The organism is Nesiotobacter zosterae (genome assembly GCF_033843645.1).
Taxonomy (GTDB): domain Bacteria; phylum Pseudomonadota; class Alphaproteobacteria; order Rhizobiales; family Stappiaceae; genus Pseudovibrio; species Pseudovibrio zosterae.
The window spans coordinates 501,534-519,811 of the sequence record NZ_JAWXVZ010000001.1 but is presented as its reverse complement, the minus strand read 5'-3'; the positions used below and the strand labels follow the sequence as shown (position 1 = coordinate 519,811).

Genomic DNA, 18,278 nt, shown 5'->3' with positions numbered 1-18,278 from the left:
TCCGAACCGAAACAGAGTTCTGCGACAAGGCACCGCAGAGCATTCTGTTTCACCTTTGAATCCCCTAGGGCACTTTGGCGGAGGCTTTGCGGTCAGGCCGGTATCGTTAAGCCCCACACATTGCCAAGGTCATGTAATATATCAATAAATTGGCTCGTCTGATCTGGCTAAACAAGTTTCAAGCTTTGATCAGGAGCACTCCAGTTTGCGGGGCCAAAGCAGGCCAACACCTGACCTGCTCCAACCTGCCTAGCGAGCGCCGGTTTCAAGGAACGTCGTGGCCGTTCGCAAGTGTGTAGAGTTCGAACCACGTTTCCCGGTCCATCTCCACTTTCAGGGCATCGGAGATCTTGGCAATGCGTTCCAGCGCATTGGTGCCAAGCACAGGTAAAATGTTTGCTGGGTGTTTCAAAAGCCATGCAACCGCAACAGCACTGGCATCAACGCCAAACTCCGCCCCCACACGAGCAAGGGCCCGGCCCAACGGCGTTTCTTGGCCTGGCACCAACCGCCCTCCACCAAGAGGTGACCATGCCATTGGAGGAATGCCGCGCTCCTGGAGATAGGCGATATCGCCATTCACAAACGGCTCGGTGCAAACAAGACTGGCTTCGATCTGGTTTGTGACCAGCTTGTTGGACATGGCAGACTGGAGCAGCGTCCAATCGTGCAGCTTGAAGTTCGAAACACCCGCAGCGCGGATCTTGCCGGATGCAATCAGTTCGTCAAGAACGGCTCCCGTCTCCCTGTGGTCCATGAGCGGGTCAGGACGGTGGATCAGCAGCACATCCACATAATCTGTCTTCATGCGCTCTAAAGAGGTGTCGACGGAAGCACGGATGTGCTCTGCAGAGGTGTCGTAGTATTTGACACGGCGTTCAGGATACTTGCTGCTCAGCAGCTTGATATCGCACTTTGTGACGATCTCAATCTCTTTGCGCAGAGAGGGGGACGCTTTGAGCGCTTCACCGAAAACCGGCTCGCTTTCATAGTCTCCATAGATATCGGCCTGATCGAACGTGGTGATGCCCTGTTCTAGACATAACTCGATCTTCCTTTGCACGTGTGCGGGACTTCGATCCGCGTCGTCTCCCAGTCGCCACATGCCATAGACAAGCCGGCTCAAACCCAAGCCTTCCTTCAACTCAATACGTTCCATGCATTTCATCCTATGCGGGTGAGTGAGATAGATGTGCGGCGATCCGCCATTGATCATGGCTTCCGTTTAGGTAGGCTAGCTCATAACAAAAGCCCGATCACCGGTATGTGACGGGCGTTACACAGAGCAATCAGGCCCACTTCTTCACAGTTTGGATTGACAGGGGCGAATAGCATGGTCTTTATAGCGTTATGTTATTACGTATCACACTTACGAAGTGGAGCGCAGACGTGAAGCCAGATAAATTACCGGTAACCGTTCTCTCCGGGTTCCTTGGAGCAGGCAAGACAACCCTCCTCAATCATATCCTCAACAATAGAGAGGGCATACGCGTAGCGGTCATTGTAAACGACATGAGCGAGGTGAACATTGATGCCAGCTTGGTGCGGGAAGGCGGCGCCAATCTGTCCCGAACCGACGAAAAACTGGTTGAGATGACAAACGGTTGCATCTGCTGCACCTTGCGCGATGACCTGTTGCAAGAAGTTCGAAAGCTGGCCGAAGCGGGTCGCTTTGATCATTTGCTGATCGAATCCACGGGCATTTCTGAGCCGCTGCCTGTGGCTGCGACCTTCGACTTCGTTGATGAAGATGGCCAGAGCCTTTCTGATGTCTCTGTCTTGGATAGCATGGTTACCGTTGTGGATGCGGCCAGTTTGCTCAAAGACTTCAGTTCTGCCGACTTTCTGCAAGACCGCGGTGAATCCTTGGGAGACCACGATGAGCGCACACTGGTCGACCTTCTGGTTGATCAGATGGAATTCGCGGATACGATCGTACTCAACAAGGTCTCTTCAGCTGGCCCGGGTAATCTGGATGCGGCGCGCAAAATCATCGCATCCCTGAACCCTTCAGCTCATATCATTGAAGCAGACTTTGCGCAGGTACCGATAACCGAGGTCCTTGGAACCGGCCGTTTTAATTTTGAAAAAGCCCATGAGCATCCGCTTTGGTACAAGGAGCTCTATGGATTTAAGGACCATGTTCCGGAAACAGAAGAGTACGGCATCCGCTCCTTTGTTTATCGCGCGCGGAGACCATTTGAGCCTGCCAAACTGCAGCGTTTCATCAACACTTCTTGGCCCGGCGTTGTTCGAGCCAAGGGGTTTTTCTGGTTAGCAACACGGCCACAGTATGTAGGCGAACTGAGCCAAGCGGGTGCGTTGGTGCGCACTGAGAAGTGCGGGCTCTGGTGGGCAGCCGCTCCGAAAGAGTACTGGCCAGAAAACCCGGAATTCCGTAAGACCATGGAAGCGAACTGGGATCCGATGTGGGGTGACCGCCGACAGGAACTGGTGTTCATCGGATGTGACCCCATGGATGAGGCCCGTATCAGAGCCACACTCGACGCCTGCCTTGTGTCATCAGCCGCATTCACCCCCGATCTCTGGACCGATCTGCCTGACCCATTCCCTTCTTGGGACCGACAAGCTGCCTAGCATCCATTCGAGATAGCCTCAGGCCTTGGTGGCAAGGCCTGACGGCGAATGAGATTGGCCTTTACGCTCTGCCTCGAAATTAAATAGTTGCACACAGGGCCGTTCTAGCCCATTTTTTTAATGACTCTAAACTATCAATCGTCTATTGTTGAGTTTCACCTGCAACTTTTATGTTGACGATACCTCATTGAGGGCACATAGATTTAACTATGAGACTGACGCAACAGACCAATTACGCGGTGCGCGCTCTTATGTACTGCGCGGCTAATCCGGACAAGCCAAGCAAAGTCGCTGACATTGCAGCCGCCTACTCCATGTCGGAGACACACCTCTTCAAAATCATGAAGGTGCTGGTCGATGCCGACCTCATGAAGACCATTCGCGGCCGGAATGGTGGCATTGTCTTGCCACGCCCAGCCGAGGAAATCACTGTCGGTCAGGTCGTACGAGCAACTGAAGAGTCGTTTGTATTGGCAGAGTGTTTTGACAGCGGTCGGCAAGATTGCCCCCTGGTCAATCACTGCGGGTTTAACAGTGTTCTGCACGAAGCCCTTCAAGCCTTTTTGGCTGTTTTGGACAAATGCACGATCGCTGAGCTGGCAGAAAACCGCTCCAACATTCGCTATCTTCTGCAAATGGAAGATATTGCGCTGCAACCGAGCGCGGCTGCTCACGCCTGAGCAGCCGTTCTACGATCCTCACCTCAAAGAAAATCTGATAGGCACACGGATTGGCAGAGTTTTTCTGCCCATGACACTTGGCAATCTGGCGAATGGCGCTGCCCGCCTGACAGCTTTCAAAGCGGCTTCATCCAACTCTTTGTGGCCACTGCTCTTCGAGATGCGCAAGCTTTGAATCTGGCCGCTCTGGCCAATCACGAAGGACACTTGCGGCGCGCCTTCAATGCGCTTGCGGCGTGCTGACGACGGATAGCTGCGTTGCGCTTCACGGTAGAGCTTGCGCACCACCTTGCCCAGATAATTTTCTCGGGCCGCGTTGCCTTCTTCAGAACTCACATCGCCCCGTCCTGACACGGTTCCCGTGTTTTCCGAAGCCTGAGAGCTGATCGACCCACGGCGTGAGTTGAACTCGGCCCCCGCCTGCTTGGCAGCCTGAGAACGACGCTCAACCGGCTTTTCCGGGCGCGGAGGTGCAGGACGCGGCACCGCCTGCACTATCTCGACTGGCGCCTCCTGCTCTATGACTTGAACCTCTGGCTCTGGCTCTGGCTCTGGCTCTGGCTCTGGCTCTGGCTCTGGCTCTGGCTCTGGCTCTGGCTCTGGCTCTGGCTCTGGCTCTGGCTCTGGCTCTGGCTCTGGCTCTGGCTCTGGCTCTGGAATTGTGTTCGTTTGCTCGGGTTCTGTCTGGTCTTCGGGTTCATTTTTCTGTTCAAGAACGGCTTCAGGCAGCACCATTTCCGCGACTTCGTCGCCAAGCTGCAGCGCTTCGATCTCTTGAGCCTGCGCAACCTCAACCGGCAGCGGAGGCTCTGCAGCCTGCTCTACGGGCTGCTCGATCTCAACCTTCTCTGCCTTTTCCACCGGCTCTGGCTCGGGTCTGTCAAGTTCGACAGGAGCTTCCCGTTCGGCCTGCTCAACTGGTTCTTGCTGAACCTCTTTTTCAACGGGTTCGGGCTTCGGATCAGGCTCCGACTGGCCATCTAAAGGGGCCACTGTCTCATCCTGGCCCGCGATCAGGTCCTCCAGCGAACCGGCAAGCGCGATGGTGATGCCGGATCCCCCGCGCATCAAAACTTCATCACTCTCAACTTTCCAGCGCGAAAGAAGGAGCGCATGCGCACCAACAGACACCATCAGACTAACGGTCAGCACACCCCAGCCGAGCCCACTCCCCTTTTTGTTCATTGGGTTGCTCTCACCGTAACCAGTTCAATCTTCTGAATGCCCGCGGTCTTTAAATCTTTGAGCATCGCTGTGAGTTCGGTGCCCTTCAGGTTTTTATCCGCAATGATCAGTAGAGATTGCTCCTCTCCCTGATCCACGACGGCAGCAAGGTCCTCCGGTGCGATCACCGCGTCCTGAAAATGAAAAATGCCCTCTTCATCAATCACCAGAGCGTTGGCCACACGGTCCCGCTCATCCTCACCAGATACCTGAGGCGGATGAATATCGCGGGCGACATCCGTATCAATGGTGCCTGCCACCATGAAGAAGATGAGCATGAGGAAGACAATATTTATAAGCGGGATGGTGCTCTCAAAGGCACTTTTCTTCTTTGTGGTTTTGAGCCTCATTGCGCCGCCTCCGACGTGCTGGAGCTTCCGACCAGCGTCGGCTTGAAGCCTGCATTTGTAACCAGCTCAAGAACGCTGACGACGTCCTGAACAACCGACTCGCTCTCCGGCAGAACGGCAATCAACTGCGTCGTGGCAAGGTCCATCTCGGCCAGATGCGCGCCAAGACCTTCGGCGGAGACTTCTATGCCATCAACAACTACGAGCTCTGCATTTTGCACCCTGATGATCACCGGTTTTTGCGCGTGTTCACTCTCGCCCGAGGCACCGGAGGACACATCCAGCCGCTGATAGATGGAGAATGTTGAGGCCAACATGAAAAACATGAGGAGCAGAAAAATGACGTCAATGAGCGATGTGAGCGACGGCGCACGACTGCGGCGACGGGTGTTTCCGAGCTGCATCTAGGCGACCTCAAGCTTCGCCTTACGTTCGCGCACAGAAACAACCGCATGATCGTCTTCCGTTGCGGCTCCAGTAAACAGGTGTGTCACAACCAATTCCATTGCAGCCTGTTCCCGCTCGACCCGGCTTTCAAAAAAGGTGAGCAAGACAGAAGACGGAATTGCAACAGCCAAGCCAACCGCCGTGGTCAAAAGCGCAACCCAAATACCACTGGCAAGGTCGGCGGGGTTTACCTGCGCTCCGGCATCTGCCATGGCCTGAAATGCATTGATCATGCCGAGCACCGTTCCGAACAGGCCAAGAAGAGGTGCGATTTGTGCAATCATTTCCAGCGCACGAAAGTGACTGCGCAGGCTGTTCAAATGCGTCAGGCAAATACGCTCAACATCTTCGCGGATGAGAGCCTTATCGAGCGAAGGGTTGCGGAGACCGCGCATGGTGTGAGCAGCGGCATCAGACACCGGAGACCGGTGGAGCGCTACCATACGATACGCATCATCCATGTATCCCTTGCGCCAAAGCTCTACCGCCGTCTTCGCCCGGGCGTGCCGACCGATACCGGCCCGGACGAACTGAATGAGTTTCGCCACAACGAGAGTCGAGGCGGCCAGACTGAGCACAAGCAACAATCCGACAACCGAGCCACCTTTTTCCAGCAAGGAAACCAGAGGCCCCAAAAACTCGCCGTACCCCGACGTAGCGACAGATGACAGCACGGAATATTCCTTTTCAAATCCCCGGAAAGCGGATGCTTTAACCACCCGCTGATCAACTATCCAAAATTGTCTAGCTCCTGACAGACCCAGCTAGAGCAGCGCAAGACTTCACGTTCAACACCAAGATGCCCGCAGACAACACCCCTATCATTTATTGGGGTTTTGTGCAGGCCTCTACGGAGATGACCCCGACATTCAGAAAAGTGTAGCTGGCTTGCCGACGAGGGAGGAGCGGGTGGCTGGCTACTGAGTTCGGGCATGACTTTGCCTGCCAGTGTCAGACGCGAATGACACTCATTGGCAAACAGTCGTTGCTTTCTTACTTAAATATGAGTATGAAAGTCAAGTTATAAATATCCGGCAACAACCGGAGGATGCTAACTTGTCGAAGAAACGGGGCTGAGAAATGACTAGGATCGCTCATCAAGGAACTGATAGCGAAAGCACTCAGAAGATTGATAGTAAGGCACTTTTCAAAGGCACGCGTGAGATCAAGATCTCGCACAACGATGATGAGTACCGCCTTACCATCACCAAACTCGGCAAATTGATTCTGACCAAGTAGGCATAAAAACGCCGGCCCTGTTTATCAGGACCGGCGCGCGTTCTTCCACAGCGTAGGACTGCTTACTTCATCTCACCAATAGATTCGAAAGTGTCATTTGAAACCTTGAACATGGCGTAGGCACCGGGGACATCTCCGTTTTCGTCAAAGTCCAGGTCACCTGAGGCACCCTTGTAATCAATTGCCTTACCTTCTGCGATGAGGCCTGTTGCCTTCTTCCATTCACCCGGAAGAATCGGTTCACCTTCACCATTTGAAACTTCACGCAGAGCTGCAGCGACTGCGGCCTTGTCGCCGCCAGCTTTCTCAATAGCCAACGCCATGAGGAAGGCTGCATCATATGACGTGGTCACAAAAATTGCGTTCGGGTCTCCGCCGATACCGGCAAAAGCATCATTGAACAGATCGAGACTGCTGGATGCTGTACCTACCGGTGAGGACGCAACAAATGTCGTCAGGTTCTCGGCCCCAAGTTCGTTGATGATGGCTTCAGACTTCATGCCGTCGCCGCCAACAAAGTTTTCAAAGAAGCCGTTCTCAAGCGCTTGACGCAGAATGGTTAGACCTGTGCCGTCACCATAATCAAAGATTACAAGGGTGTCGGCGCCATCACGTGCCAACGCTGCAAGGTTTGAGCGGTAGGACGCCTTGCCTTCCTCGTGCGCGGCATATCCAGCAAGCTCGCCACCATTGGCTTCAAACTCAGCCTTAAAAGATTCAGCCAGGCCAGTACCATAGTCGTTGTTCAAATAGGCGACAGCAACCTTCTTGGTTCCCCGTTCCAAAAGCGCCCGCGCAAGCGCCCGGCCCTGATAGTCATCAGATGGCACGGTACGCATAACGGTGTCTTTGTCCTCGATGCTGGTGATTTCCGGAGATGTGCCAGATGGCGTCAACAAAGCAATGCCAGCAGGCACGGAAACAGAGTTGGCGACCGCAATAACCGCGCCGGAGCAATGCGGACCAACCAGGCCAACAACCTGCTCTACGTTTACCAGCTTGGTTGCGCTGTCCACGCCGTTTTGCGGATTACAGCCACTATCGCCAACGACAGCCTCAATCATCTGGCCACCAGCAACGCCACCTTGTTCATTGACCTGCTGGAAGGCAAGCTGCGCGGCATCAAGCATTGGCGGAGCCATTGCTGCAATCGGCCCAGAAACACCGCCAAGCAGGCCAACTTTAACGTCTGCCAGTGCAGTGTGTGACGTAAGTGCGGTAGCTCCTGCAAGAGCTGCCGTGAATGCAAGTGAAGTAAGCTTCATGTTCACAAACCTCCGGTTGGATCTTGTTGTTTTGGCCAGCATCGGGCCACTCGATCGCTAAGTGGTGGGTGCATCGGAAGCTGGGCTTCCCCTTTGCACCTTCTCCTTGTTTGTTTCATCGGTGTATTGCGGTTCCGGCAAAATCCCCTCCGGACGGAACCGCAGCACAAGCTGCAACATCAAGCCAATGATGAACACTCGCATGTACTTGGCTTTGATCGCGTATTCCTGCGGCAGCTGATCGGTAATCATCTCCGACATGGACCAGATGATCCAGACCACTGCAACGCCGAGGATCGCACCGCGATTATTCCCCGACCCACCGAGGATCAGCATGATCCAGATAAGGAATGTGGCGACCATTGGATCAACCGCCTCGGGTGTGATGGACCGGTTGAAGTGGGCGAACAGAGCCCCCCCAAGCCCCATGATGGCAGCACCGAAAATGAAGGCTTCGAGGCGACGGCGCTCGATGTTTTTACCCATGGCCGCAGCGGCGGCTTCATTGTCCCTGATAGCGCGCATCATGCGGCCCCATGGCGCATGGATCTGCCGCTCGACGAGGAAGTAAACGATGCCGAGGATTAAGAAGACCATGAGCATGTAGGCGAGCTGAGATTGAAAATACTCCAGGTCTCCAAATGGGCGCGGCACATTGTTGACGCCACGGGCACCGCCCGTCATCCAGCCTTCTGACTTCACGACCAATCGAATGATTTCGGCGATACCGATGGTGGCGATGGCCAGATAGTCCGAGCGAAAACGCAAACAAATTTTGCCAATGGGCCAGGCAATCAGGCCTGCGGCAACCATGGCGCCGATCCATCCCACAACGATGGGCAGATCAAATCCACCAATTCGGTCTGCAACATCGGCCGACGTCAGGATTGCCGAAACGTAAGCGCCGACAGCGAAGAAACCCGCGATACCCGCGTTGAACAAGCCTGTAAAGCCCCACTGGATGTTCAGGCCCAGCGCAAGAATGGCGTAGATGCCAATGAAAATCGCCATGTAAACAGCGTAGTTGGCAAGTCCGATAAGTTCCATGAGCGACCTCCTTACAGAACCTTGCCCTTGAGCAGCCCGGTAGGACGTACAAGCAGGATGATCAACAAAATGGCGAAGGCGAGTGCGGCCTTGTATTCTGTCGGGATGAACAGCACAGACGTCTCTTCAACGATGCCGATGATCAACCCGCCAATGACAGCCCCTTCGACGCGGCCCACGCCGCCCAGAATGGCTGCAGCGAACATGGGCAACAGCATGGTCCACCCCATCAGCGCCTTGAGCTCGGTGTTGAGGCCGAGGAAGAAACCAGCGGCAGCACACAGCATGCCAACGATCATCCAGGTGAGCATGGTAACCTTGCGGTTGTCGACGCCAGAAAGCAAAGCCAGATCAGGGTTGTCAGACATCGCCCGCATGGCTTTGCCCCATTTGGTGTTCTTTAAGAAGAACCAGAGCACCGCCACAATGCCGAGCATGGCAATAACCGTATACAGCTCTCGATCGCGAATACGGATACCCCAGTAGGTCTCCGGGCGCACAATTCCGCGGGTGTATGTTTCCGTATCAACGCCCCACACCACCTGCACCACGGCACGCAGCATCAAGGCAATACCGAGAGAGGCCATCACGGTCAGAATCTTCGGCCGTTCTTTGAGGTAGTCGTAGAAATACTTGTCGATGCCAATCGCCGCCACGCCGCAGATGGCCATGGCAAGTGGCAAGGCAACCCAGACATTGACGCCCCCTGCAGCAACCAATGCCAAGGCGGCAAACGCCCCGAAAGTCGCAAGGTCCCCGTGGGCCAGGTGCGCGAACCGCAAAATGCCGAAGACCAATGTGATGCCAACAGCGCCCAGTGCGTAAATTGAACCGAGCACAACACCCGGTATGAGATAAAAGTTTATCAGTTCCAGCAGTGTCATTGCCCTACCCGCCCAAGAACATTTCAGCGACCTCCTGATCTGCAAGCAGATCAGCGGCCCGGCCCTCATGGCGGTTTTGCCCCGCAGCCAACACATAACCACGGTCCGCAAACGCCAGGGCCTGTTTGGCGTGCTGTTCAACCAACAAAATGGAAACGCCGGAATCCCGCACACCGCGGGTGATCTCGAAAATCTGCTCCATGTACTTTGGCGACAAGCCCGCAGTCGGCTCGTCCAGCAGCAACAGTTTGGGGCTCAGCATCAAGGCTCGCCCCATGGCGACCATTTGCCGTTGGCCGCCTGACAGGTTCCCAGCTAGGGCACGGCGGCGTTCTCTAAGGTCTGGAAACAAAGCGTAGACACGATCACACGCCTCGGTGAAGTCGCCCTTGTTTAGAAACGCCCCCATCTCAAGATTTTCATGCACAGTCATCTCGCGAAAGACGTTGTTGACCTGCGGCACGTAACAAACTCCGTGCTGAACAATGCGGTTTGGCGTCCATCCGGCGATGTCTGTGCCATCAACCATGATGGAGCCCCCACGGACTTTCAACAGGCCAAAAATGGCTTTCATGGCCGTTGATTTGCCCGCCCCATTCGGGCCGACAATGACAACAATTTCTTTTTCGGCCACCTCAATGGAAACACCATGGAGAATGTCTGCATCTCCATAGCCTCCGCGAACTTCTTGCATGGCAAACACGTGGCTCGTCGCCTTTTGCAGCATCAGGCTGTCTCCCCGTAGGCGACTTCGCCAAGATAAGCTTCAAGGACGCGCGGATCAGAACGTACTGTCTGGAAATCACCCTCAATCAGAACCGAACCTTCAGCCATGCAAATGACTGGAGAACAGAGCTTCTCGATCATCTCCATGTCGTGTTCGATGAGCATGAATGTAAATCCACGCTCCTTGTTCAGGATTTCTATCTTCTGTTCCAGTTTGCGCAGGAGGGTTCTGTTTACACCGGCTGCAGGCTCATCAAGCAGCACCAGCTTGGCATCCGTCATCATGGTGCGCCCGAGCTCAAGTAGTTTCTTTTGACCTCCGGACAGGTTGCCCGCGCGTTCAAAGGCCACCTGAGTGAGTTCCAAGAACTCAAGCGTTTCCCATGCACGTGCGCGCACCTCTTTTTCCTGCGCTTTGACGGCACCAAATTGCAGCCAGTTTGACAGCAGGGTCTCCCCTTTCTGCGCTGGCGGCACCATCATCAGGTTTTCAAGGGCGGAGAGCCGGTGAAACTCGTGAGGGATCTGGAACGTCCGCACCAGCCCCTGGTGGAACAATTGATCCGTCGAAAGCTTCGTTACATCTTTGCCTTGAAAGCGGATTTTGCCTGACGTGGGCTGAAACGCCCCGGCAATCAGGTTGAACAGAGTGGTTTTGCCCGCGCCATTGGGCCCAACAAGACCTGTTATTGTTCCAGCACCAATCGAAAACGCGCACTTGTTGACGGCAGTAAAGCCGCCGAAGTTCATTGTCAGCCCCTCGACCTGAAGCATTCTCTCTCCCCAATAGGGGGCAGGTCAGCTTATGGCGCCAACTCTGCCCCCGTTCCCCATCTGGAGTAAACGCTATGGGCCCGCTTTTTCGCGAACCAAATCGTTTTGTATGCCTGATAAAATCTCTGGTTTTGTTTTTCTTTTTAAAGATCTAGCAGCTTTTCGCAGGATGAACCAGTAAAACCACCTAACCAAACACCCGACAATTTCTCAGCAAGTATATGACTTTTTTTCGCGCATACGTCGGATATTTAGGTTACGGCAGCTTTCACTTTAAATTCAGGCCGATCCCAACGCCGTTCCTTGAGAATTCTTTCCAAAGCCTCTGCTGCCCCAACGACGTCCTCTGGGCCGATGTAAAGAGGTGTGAAACCGAAGCGAATAATATCAGGCGCTCGAAAATCGCCGATCACCCCATCAGCAATGAGCGCCTGCATGATGGCGTAACCTTCTTCAGCATGGAACGAGACCTGAGATCCTCGGTCTTCGGCGCTTCGAGGACTGGCAAGTGTCAACTCCGGGCAGCGGCGTTCCACCTCGGCAATGAACAGCTCGCACAGGTCGACAGAGCGTATGCGTACATCGTCAAGGCTCACCAAATCCCAAAGATCCAGAGCGGCCTCCATGGCCGCCATGGCCAGTACGGAAGGCGTTCCAACCCGCATTTGGTTGATGCCAGAAGCCGGACGATAGTCCAGATCAAATGAGAAAGGGGTTTCGTGTCCCCACCACCCGGCAAGAGGCGTGGTCATGGCTTCGTGATGACGCTTTGCAGCATATACGAAGGCTGGAGCCCCTGGGCCACCGTTGAGGTATTTGTACCCGCAGCCAACTGCGAAATCGGCTTCACATGCATCGAGGTGTACCGGAAAGGCACCTGCAGAGTGCGCAAGATCCCAAAGCGTCAACGCGCCCACTTCATGCGCTTTTGCTGTGAGGCTCTTCATGTTGTGACGGCGACCTGTGCGGTAGTCCACCTCGGTGAGCATCATCACCGCGATCGTCTCATCCAAAGCCGCTTCCACGCCCTCCGGCTCGACGAGCCGCAACTCATGCCCTTGCTCCAACAAGCTTGAAAGGCCTTGAGCCATGTACAAATCCGTTGGGAAGTTGCCCGTATCAGACAATATGATGTGCCGGTCCGGCCGCATTTTCACAGCCGTGGCGAGCGCTTTAAACACGTTGATGGACGTATTGTCGCCACAAAGCACAGTCCCGTTTTCGGCCCCGATGAGTTTTCCAATGCGATCCCCAATGCTTGAGGGTTTATGAACCCAACCATGGTCATTCCAGCCTCGGATAAGACTCACGCCCCATTGTTCATCCACTGTTTTTTGAACCCGTTCGGAGACGTTTTTCGGCATTGCGCCCAAAGAATTACCGTCGAGGTATATCAAAGAACCCGGAAGCGTGAAGAGGCGTTTCGTTGCCTCAAAGTCAGTGTGTGTTTTTCGCACCATTCCCCCTGAATAACTTCTGCCAGATGCGTTACCTTACGCAATATTACCAATTAGGAACTCAATAAGTTCACCCCGAGATTTGCACTGCTAAGCAATTTCCCGGTATAAGGGAGGTGATACAAGGGATTTTTATGCGCTGATCCGAGAGAAATTTTCACCTTGCCCTTCGGCATTTTTGGATTTATGCGCCTACGAAATTAATCTTTGGTCCATATAGCCGTTGCGGCAGATAGGCCCTTGGTCGACAAAAGCAGTGTTTCACCGCACTTGAGAATTATAATAATAGAGCAAATATCTAGACAAATATCACTGAATGAAATGAAAGGATGGGCTCTTTCGAGCCCAGCACTAGGAATTCACGAGGATGAGCAAACCTATCGTCCATTCCAAACACCCATTCTTTGAGGAGGGCGTGCAATGCGCGGCTCTACCTTTCCGCTTGGGCAAAAAAGGACGTCCGGAGGTCATGCTTATCACTTCGCGCGAAACAAGGCGCTGGGTTATCCCAAAGGGCTGGCCCATGAAGGGCAAAACTGACGCCGAAGCTGCAAAACAAGAAGCTTACGAAGAAGCTGGCATAAAAGGTAACATTGGGTCCAAGAAAATTGGAAAATACCATTATGTAAAGCTGCGCGGTGACAAGGCCCCTGTGCTTTGCGAGGTAAGCGTATACCCCCTCAAAGTCAAAGACGAGATGAAGCGCTGGCCGGAAAAGGATGAAAGAAACCGCAAATGGTTCTCCTTCTCTGATGCTGCTGATCTCGTTGATGAGGACGGCCTGAAAAAGCTTCTCATAGAATGGGAAGCGGAATTGGAACATGCCTGAGGTGAAACTTCACCTCAGGCTCCTAACCACTCTATGAGTTTCTCCATTACACTGCCCTTTGTGACCGGTTTGGAGAGATAATCATCCATACCCGCTTGCAGGCACTTACGTTTGTGCTCTTCCGTTGCGTTGGCGGTCAGCGCTATGATGCAGGTACGCTCGGCACCCGTTTGCAATTCGTTGGTTCGGATCATTTCGGTCGCTTCGTAGCCGTCCATTTCCGGCATTGAAACATCCATGAAAATGAGGTCTGGCTTTTGTCTCTTGAACTCTTCCACTGCTGAGCGACCATCATTGGCAAGAACGACGTCAAGCGGCTCCGTTTCCAGATAGGCTTTCATCACCATCTGGTTGGTTAGAGTATCTTCCACGATCAAAATGCGCATGCCCTCAGGCAGTTTCTTTTCTGGCCTTTTGCCCGCGTCATGCAAACCAGCGCCCAACACACTGTGGTCCCCCTCTGCCGCGCTCAGAGGCAACTCGACCACAAATGTCGTACCGACATCTTTCTGCGATGTCACGGTGATCTGCCCACCCAGCAGTTCAACCAGTGACTTGGTGATGGCAAGGCCTAACCCGGTGCCAGCATATTTGCGGCTTGCTCCGCTTTCTACCTGCCGGAACTTTTCAAAGATCGTTGTCAGGTCTTCATTGGCAAGCCCGATACCTGTGTCTGCAACCTCCACTCGAATACCATCCGGAACGAGTTGAGCTCTGTCAGAGACGGTAATGTTTACACTGCCCACTTCAGTAAATTTCACCGCGTTGCTCACCAGATTGGAGAAAATCTGACGCACCATCGCCTGATCTGAAATGAAAGTCCGAGGTAGCACGGGGGAGTAGCGGAGCTCCAACTTCAGTTTTTTTCGCATGGCGCGATGGTAGTTGATGCTGAAAACAGCCTGCAGCACGCTTTCGAGGTTGAAGTAGCCGGTGTGTACATTCATATGACCGGCTTCAATCTTGGAAAAATCCAGGATGTCATTGATGATCTCAAGCAATGCGTTGGAGGAGTCCTGAATCATACCGGCGAGCTGACCTTGCTTTTCATCGAGTTCGGTATCGAGAAGCAGTTCACTTATGCCGATGATGCCGTTCAGTGGCGTTCTGATTTCGTGGCTCATGTTGGCAAGGAACTCGGATTTTGCCCGGTTTGCCTCTTCAGCCATGCGGGTTGCTTGCCTCAACTCTTGGGTACGTAAGGAAATGCGTTCTTCAAGGTCTTCCAGCGTCTGTGAAAGGGCCTGGTTGGCCATGTACAGCTCACGCGCCTTGTTTTCCAATAGGCGTTCAGCCTCTTTGCGGGCTTTTCGCTCGCGCTCTAAACGCCTTTGCAGTCGGAAAGCATCCATCGGTCATCACGTCCGCCTGAGGGTAAATGTTGCGGCGCTGCCAGCCTTCTCCTCCGGCATGTCCATATGAACCATAATTTCCTGTCCAAAGTGATCGATACAGCCATGAATAAGGCCATGTGCCAATGGCGCAAATGGGCGTTTGGACTCGTAATGCATGATAAGAACTGCGTCGCTCGGTCGATCGCAATCGAAGCTTGGAAGCTCTGCATGCGGATACAATTTCCGCACTTCGCGGTGGATGTAGTCTTCAATTGTACCGAGGAAGGTGAATGCATCGTCCGCGCCTTGGAAGAACTCTGGGTAGAGCACGGCGAACCGGGCAAAGAGATATCGCCCAAATTTTTCGACCAAATCCTCCACGGGCACCCCGGTGTCTGCACTGAGTTGACCGATCAGCGTTAGAATTTCGCTGTGATGGTACTCCCCTACAGCCGTGTAAGCACCGCCGCTGGGCAACATGTCCTCGACTTGCTCCATGACCCTATCGGCCACGTCAGGCGAAAACTCTTCTTCCACCATTTCCATGAATTCTGAAAAAACGACACCAAGCATGTTCGCCCCTGTTCTTGTTGTTTTAAGGCGTTGCTGCAATCCAATTTCTAACCTTAGGTAAAGAATGAAAAGAAGTGATTAACACGCAAGAAACCGGCACACCCGTTTGAAGCTATAGGCGCTTGGCCGTCGTCAGATCTGCCTTGAAGATCAACAGATCATCGCGGCGCTCTATTTCGCCTTCAAGGGATATGAACAGAGCCGTGAGGTCATACAGATCCTCAGGCACTGGATTGCCCTGCGCATCGGCAAGCAAAAAGAAGCTGCTGCCATCGACGGGACTGGTGCTGACGAAGACAGGCGGAACCCCGCCGATGAGACACAGGTTGGCACAGGCCTTGTGCGCAAGCCCCACGCCGGGGCGCATGGCGCCAACATAGCATTTGCCATCGCAAACCTCACCAGAAAGACGCCACCTTCCAAGATCTTCGGCGGGCTGCGGTTCAAAGCTATTGAGAGGGGTCTCTGCCGCGCGTAACTTCACTTGGCCGCCGACCTGCAGCATTTCGATTGTGCCGCGCTTGAGCAGCACCCCGCCTGCATCGACTTGTTTACCATTGAGCGGCCCGGCCAATCCCTGAACGCCTCGCTTGCCGACCCCGGACAAAAGCAGTGCCCGCGGTTCGCCTCCCGGTTCACTCGGCGGCAAGCGCAAGACCGGATAGGGTTTGGCTTCAACAACACCGGTCATGGTCTGATAGCCGGCACTCCACAAGAACGTGCCGTTGCCAGGATCAGGGACAGACGCGCCAATGCTGAAAGCAACACCAGCCGCCCCGCCCACGAGAACAGCGGAGACAAAGAATAAAAAGCCCTGCAACAGCTTGGGAGGCTTTTTGGCCCACCCGATAAAAAACGGGTCCGGTTTACCCTTAGGCTTTTTCTGCTGCATGAACGCCTCCCACAACAACTGGCTCAATGTAGGTTCCCGCTGGCAAGGCAATGGGGTCCAATAAAAGGAGATTGCCTTTCAGCTTCAGGCGATATGTGGGGACCTTTTCAGTAAAAGGCGGCGGCGAACAGCCGTCTTCAACCCGATACTGATAGCCATGCCAAGGGCAGGTTACGCAGCCATATACAATCTTCCCCTCCCCAAGCGGTCCGTTCTGGTGAGCGCACACGTTGGATATGGCGGATACTTTGTCGCCGTCGCGAAACACGGCAACCCTTTCATCTTCCTTCAGAGCAACGATTTGTGCTCGCTTGTTGGGGATCTGCATTGGATCGCCCACAACCACCCACGGTGTGTCGTCAGTTTCAAGCGGCACGTCGTTTTCCGTTGACCGTTCTTTGCGTGCGGCTAGCACATGCAACGTGATCACAAGGGACGCTGACGCACCAACCACCAGGGGCATAACCGGACCGGCAGCGCTTTGCAGCGCCCCAAGCGCAACATGGAAGACGACAAGCGCATAGGCAAAATAGATGCCCATATGAAGCGTCTTCCAAAGGGGAGGCCCCAGAAAATGGAGCCAGAAGTCATGGCTTGTGGTGGCCAGCACCAAGAGGATCAACAGTGCTGCAAGTCCCAACACTTCGAAGGGAAAACCAAGGAACTGAAAATAGCTGGTGTTTGCAGCCAGAACCGCCACGTACCGATCTGTCGGAGAGAAGGCGTAGTACCAATCCAGAATGTACTTTACATGCACTACCGCGAGGCACGCAGTCATCACTCCGAGGTGACGCCTGTTGTAAAGCAAAGGCAAAAAGCGCGTGTCCAAGCGGGCCAGCGGGCCAATGCACAAAATGACTGTGAGCAGAAAAAAAACACAGGTGCCATAAGCTTGAGCTCGATAAATGAGCGCGTCTATGGGAAGGGTCACGGTCTGAAAAAGCGGTGCTACATACAAGTAGACACCTAGGTAAGCTGCGATGCAGGCCACCGCGACAATGTCATAAACAATCTTGGTTCGGTTCCAAATGACCGGAATGTACTTGTGGCTCACCCTTGACCTCCCTCAACCTGTTTGGCTCGGTCATCCAGTGGCACCGCAGGCTGCTGAGAATTGCCAGTCGGATTGCTGAAAACTGCGATCGCAACCACCACAGGGATGAGGATGGCTAGGAACCACCAGATGACTTGATGGGCGCGACGTTGTCTGCGTTGCATGGCTAACCCTCCTGCTCAGGTGACTGGGCCAGCTTTCGCCAGCGATAAATCACCACTGGCCACAACAACATGATGCCGGGGATCAATTGTGGCCGGAAGAAGTATGCGCCCTTGGCGGCCCGTTCCACCTTGCCGATGCCAAAGATCAGAAAGACGATGGCAACCATGAAGCCTAAGAGAGCGTAGTAGATCAATATTTCCAACAGCATCTCAGCAACGGCCATTCCACTCCCTCCCCATGTCATCAAAACTCACGCCACTGAATGAAATCCCGGAAAGTTTGGCGTTTTCCTCTTTCCAAATGCAAAGGTCGTCGATGTTGAACTCTGACAAGCGGTGATGCCCGCGCGCCCGGGCAAGTGCCGGAATGGTGGGAACGGAGATGTTATCTCGAAACAAACTTGGTGCTGCCCAAGTACCGCCGCCGCGTTCGTCCAGAATGATGTAGTCCACGCCTACCGCCAACGCCGCATCACTGTCCTTTTCGATGTGCTGAGCTGAGAGTTTGCAACCAATGGGGATCCCTTCGGTTTCCTCACGTACTTCCTCGGCGAACTCGGCAAACTGTTGCGGTTCTATCGCACCTCGGTGCAGGCACCGGCCATACATGACGGAGATCTCATCATCATATTTGACAAGGACAAGATCCACATTTGCAACAAGGGCATGGGAGGGTTTACGATCTTCCAATTCGCTGAACGCGGCTATTTTTTTCTTTTGCATTGGCAGACCTTTTGTTGA

The 18,278-nt window shown here is 54.0% G+C and carries 22 protein-coding genes; 4 read left to right on the top strand and 18 right to left on the bottom strand.

Annotation, left to right across the window (positions count from 1 at the left end):
• Positions 1-265 precede the first annotated feature (265 nt).
• On the bottom strand, positions 266-1,159 hold the full coding sequence (locus Q3Y58_RS02525) for an aldo/keto reductase (protein ID WP_319620866.1): 894 nt from the start codon (positions 1,157-1,159) through the stop codon (positions 266-268).
• A gap of 230 nt (positions 1,160-1,389) precedes the next feature.
• Between Q3Y58_RS02525 and zigA the strand changes: the two genes are divergently transcribed.
• Together zigA and rirA are read left to right on the top strand one after the other, a co-directional pair.
• Complete coding sequence (gene zigA, locus Q3Y58_RS02520; protein WP_319620864.1) at positions 1,390-2,598, top strand: zinc metallochaperone GTPase ZigA; 1,209 nt, start codon at positions 1,390-1,392, stop codon at positions 2,596-2,598.
• A gap of 209 nt (positions 2,599-2,807) precedes the next feature.
• Positions 2,808-3,278 (top strand): iron-responsive transcriptional regulator RirA, encoded by a 471-nt coding sequence (gene rirA / locus Q3Y58_RS02515; RefSeq protein WP_274220232.1) that lies wholly within the window; start codon positions 2,808-2,810, stop codon positions 3,276-3,278.
• Positions 3,279-3,296: 18 nt separating this feature from the next.
• On the opposite strand, the gene Q3Y58_RS02510 is transcribed toward rirA, so the two are convergent.
• The 4 genes from Q3Y58_RS02510 to Q3Y58_RS02495 are packed head-to-tail and all read right to left on the bottom strand — an operon-like array spanning position 3,297 to position 5,973.
• Positions 3,297-4,463 carry an energy transducer TonB gene (locus tag Q3Y58_RS02510; protein WP_319620862.1) on the bottom strand — a complete coding sequence of 389 codons (1,167 nt, stop codon included), beginning with the start codon at positions 4,461-4,463 and terminating at the stop codon, positions 3,297-3,299.
• Positions 4,460-4,852 (bottom strand): ExbD/TolR family protein, encoded by a 393-nt coding sequence (locus Q3Y58_RS02505; protein ID WP_319620861.1) that lies wholly within the window; start codon positions 4,850-4,852, stop codon positions 4,460-4,462. Before Q3Y58_RS02505 ends, Q3Y58_RS02510 begins: the two co-directional genes overlap by 4 nt.
• Positions 4,849-5,256 carry an ExbD/TolR family protein gene (locus Q3Y58_RS02500; RefSeq protein WP_319620859.1) on the bottom strand — a complete coding sequence of 136 codons (408 nt, stop codon included), beginning with the start codon at positions 5,254-5,256 and terminating at the stop codon, positions 4,849-4,851. Before Q3Y58_RS02500 ends, Q3Y58_RS02505 begins: the two co-directional genes overlap by 4 nt.
• Positions 5,257-5,973, bottom strand: a complete 717-nt coding sequence (locus Q3Y58_RS02495) for a MotA/TolQ/ExbB proton channel family protein (protein ID WP_319620858.1) — start codon at positions 5,971-5,973, stop codon at positions 5,257-5,259.
• Positions 5,974-6,379: 406 nt separating this feature from the next.
• Here Q3Y58_RS02495 and hemP point away from each other — a divergent pair, with 406 nt between their 5' ends.
• Positions 6,380-6,538 (top strand): hemin uptake protein HemP, encoded by a 159-nt coding sequence (gene hemP, locus Q3Y58_RS02490; protein WP_274218274.1) that lies wholly within the window; start codon positions 6,380-6,382, stop codon positions 6,536-6,538.
• Positions 6,539-6,600: 62 nt separating this feature from the next.
• On the opposite strand, the gene Q3Y58_RS02485 is transcribed toward hemP, so the two are convergent.
• The 6 genes from Q3Y58_RS02485 to kynU all read right to left on the bottom strand — a co-directional run bounded on the left by Q3Y58_RS02485 (position 6,601) and on the right by kynU (position 12,691).
• On the bottom strand, positions 6,601-7,803 hold the full coding sequence (locus Q3Y58_RS02485; protein ID WP_319620856.1) for an ABC transporter substrate-binding protein: 1,203 nt from the start codon (positions 7,801-7,803) through the stop codon (positions 6,601-6,603).
• Positions 7,804-7,860: 57 nt separating this feature from the next.
• Entirely contained in the window at positions 7,861-8,850 is a 990-nt protein-coding gene (locus Q3Y58_RS02480) for a branched-chain amino acid ABC transporter permease (protein WP_319620855.1), read from the bottom strand.
• 11 nt (positions 8,851-8,861) lie between these two features.
• Positions 8,862-9,734, bottom strand: coding sequence for a branched-chain amino acid ABC transporter permease (locus Q3Y58_RS02475; RefSeq protein ID WP_319620854.1), 873 nt, complete (start codon positions 9,732-9,734; stop codon positions 8,862-8,864).
• A gap of 4 nt (positions 9,735-9,738) precedes the next feature.
• Entirely contained in the window at positions 9,739-10,461 is a 723-nt protein-coding gene (locus Q3Y58_RS02470; protein WP_319620853.1) for an ABC transporter ATP-binding protein, read from the bottom strand.
• A complete protein-coding gene (locus Q3Y58_RS02465) occupies positions 10,461-11,234 on the bottom strand; it encodes an ABC transporter ATP-binding protein (protein WP_319620851.1) in 774 nt (257 codons plus the stop codon). The genes Q3Y58_RS02470 and Q3Y58_RS02465 overlap by 1 nt, the downstream gene beginning before the upstream one ends.
• 251 nt (positions 11,235-11,485) lie before the next feature.
• Positions 11,486-12,691 (bottom strand): kynureninase, encoded by a 1,206-nt coding sequence (kynU, locus tag Q3Y58_RS02460; RefSeq protein WP_319620850.1) that lies wholly within the window; start codon positions 12,689-12,691, stop codon positions 11,486-11,488.
• 367 nt (positions 12,692-13,058) lie between these two features.
• On the opposite strand from kynU, the gene Q3Y58_RS02455 reads away from it, so the two are divergent.
• Positions 13,059-13,520 (top strand): NUDIX hydrolase, encoded by a 462-nt coding sequence (locus Q3Y58_RS02455; protein WP_274218267.1) that lies wholly within the window; start codon positions 13,059-13,061, stop codon positions 13,518-13,520.
• 14 nt (positions 13,521-13,534) lie between these two features.
• On the opposite strand, the gene Q3Y58_RS02450 is transcribed toward Q3Y58_RS02455, so the two are convergent.
• From Q3Y58_RS02450 to Q3Y58_RS02420, 7 genes are all read right to left on the bottom strand, one after another.
• On the bottom strand, positions 13,535-14,872 hold the full coding sequence (locus Q3Y58_RS02450) for an ATP-binding protein (RefSeq protein WP_319620849.1): 1,338 nt from the start codon (positions 14,870-14,872) through the stop codon (positions 13,535-13,537).
• A 6-nt stretch (positions 14,873-14,878) separates the two neighbouring features.
• Positions 14,879-15,427, bottom strand: a complete 549-nt coding sequence (locus Q3Y58_RS02445) for a heme NO-binding domain-containing protein (protein WP_319620848.1) — start codon at positions 15,425-15,427, stop codon at positions 14,879-14,881.
• Positions 15,428-15,539: 112 nt separating this feature from the next.
• Entirely contained in the window at positions 15,540-16,319 is a 780-nt protein-coding gene (locus Q3Y58_RS02440; protein WP_319620847.1) for a hypothetical protein, read from the bottom strand.
• Positions 16,300-17,373: a Rieske (2Fe-2S) protein gene (locus tag Q3Y58_RS02435; protein WP_319620845.1), complete on the bottom strand. Its 1,074-nt coding sequence runs from the start codon at positions 17,371-17,373 to the stop codon at positions 16,300-16,302. Before Q3Y58_RS02435 ends, Q3Y58_RS02440 begins: the two co-directional genes overlap by 20 nt.
• The gene (locus tag Q3Y58_RS02430; protein ID WP_319620844.1) at positions 17,370-17,537 is read right to left on the bottom strand and encodes a hypothetical protein; all 168 of its coding nucleotides are present in this window, start codon (positions 17,535-17,537) and stop codon (positions 17,370-17,372) included. Before Q3Y58_RS02430 ends, Q3Y58_RS02435 begins: the two co-directional genes overlap by 4 nt.
• 2 nt (positions 17,538-17,539) lie before the next feature.
• Positions 17,540-17,761, bottom strand: coding sequence for a hypothetical protein (locus Q3Y58_RS02425; RefSeq protein ID WP_274218261.1), 222 nt, complete (start codon positions 17,759-17,761; stop codon positions 17,540-17,542).
• Complete coding sequence (locus Q3Y58_RS02420) at positions 17,748-18,260, bottom strand: glutamate synthase-related protein (RefSeq protein WP_319620843.1); 513 nt, start codon at positions 18,258-18,260, stop codon at positions 17,748-17,750. Before Q3Y58_RS02420 ends, Q3Y58_RS02425 begins: the two co-directional genes overlap by 14 nt.
• Positions 18,261-18,278 lie beyond the last annotated feature (18 nt).

Bases quoted from the DNA above. Each gene is read 5' to 3' on its own strand.
- Q3Y58_RS02445 (WP_319620848.1), bottom strand. From the start codon at position 15,427: ATGCTTGGTGTCGTTTTTTCAGAATTCATGGAAATGGTGGAAGAAGAG.
- Q3Y58_RS02450 (WP_319620849.1), bottom strand. From the start codon at position 14,872: ATGGATGCTTTCCGACTGCAAAGGCGTTTAGAGCGCGAGCGAAAAGCC.
- Q3Y58_RS02470 (WP_319620853.1), bottom strand. From the start codon at position 10,461: ATGCTGCAAAAGGCGACGAGCCACGTGTTTGCCATGCAAGAAGTTCGC.
- Q3Y58_RS02505 (WP_319620861.1), bottom strand. From the start codon at position 4,852: ATGAGGCTCAAAACCACAAAGAAGAAAAGTGCCTTTGAGAGCACCATC.
- Q3Y58_RS02455 (WP_274218267.1), top strand. From the start codon at position 13,059: ATGAGCAAACCTATCGTCCATTCCAAACACCCATTCTTTGAGGAGGGC.
- Q3Y58_RS02420 (WP_319620843.1), bottom strand. From the start codon at position 18,260: ATGCAAAAGAAAAAAATAGCCGCGTTCAGCGAATTGGAAGATCGTAAA.
- Q3Y58_RS02510 (WP_319620862.1), bottom strand. From the start codon at position 4,463: ATGAACAAAAAGGGGAGTGGGCTCGGCTGGGGTGTGCTGACCGTTAGT.
- Q3Y58_RS02475 (WP_319620854.1), bottom strand. From the start codon at position 9,734: ATGACACTGCTGGAACTGATAAACTTTTATCTCATACCGGGTGTTGTG.
- Q3Y58_RS02440 (WP_319620847.1), bottom strand. From the start codon at position 16,319: ATGCAGCAGAAAAAGCCTAAGGGTAAACCGGACCCGTTTTTTATCGGG.
- rirA (WP_274220232.1), top strand. From the start codon at position 2,808: ATGAGACTGACGCAACAGACCAATTACGCGGTGCGCGCTCTTATGTAC.
- Q3Y58_RS02525 (WP_319620866.1), bottom strand. From the start codon at position 1,159: ATGGAACGTATTGAGTTGAAGGAAGGCTTGGGTTTGAGCCGGCTTGTC.
- Q3Y58_RS02500 (WP_319620859.1), bottom strand. From the start codon at position 5,256: ATGCAGCTCGGAAACACCCGTCGCCGCAGTCGTGCGCCGTCGCTCACA.
- Q3Y58_RS02425 (WP_274218261.1), bottom strand. From the start codon at position 17,761: ATGGCCGTTGCTGAGATGCTGTTGGAAATATTGATCTACTACGCTCTC.
- Q3Y58_RS02485 (WP_319620856.1), bottom strand. From the start codon at position 7,803: ATGAAGCTTACTTCACTTGCATTCACGGCAGCTCTTGCAGGAGCTACC.
- hemP (WP_274218274.1), top strand. From the start codon at position 6,380: ATGACTAGGATCGCTCATCAAGGAACTGATAGCGAAAGCACTCAGAAG.
- Q3Y58_RS02465 (WP_319620851.1), bottom strand. From the start codon at position 11,234: ATGCTTCAGGTCGAGGGGCTGACAATGAACTTCGGCGGCTTTACTGCC.
- Q3Y58_RS02430 (WP_319620844.1), bottom strand. From the start codon at position 17,537: ATGCAACGCAGACAACGTCGCGCCCATCAAGTCATCTGGTGGTTCCTA.
- Q3Y58_RS02480 (WP_319620855.1), bottom strand. From the start codon at position 8,850: ATGGAACTTATCGGACTTGCCAACTACGCTGTTTACATGGCGATTTTC.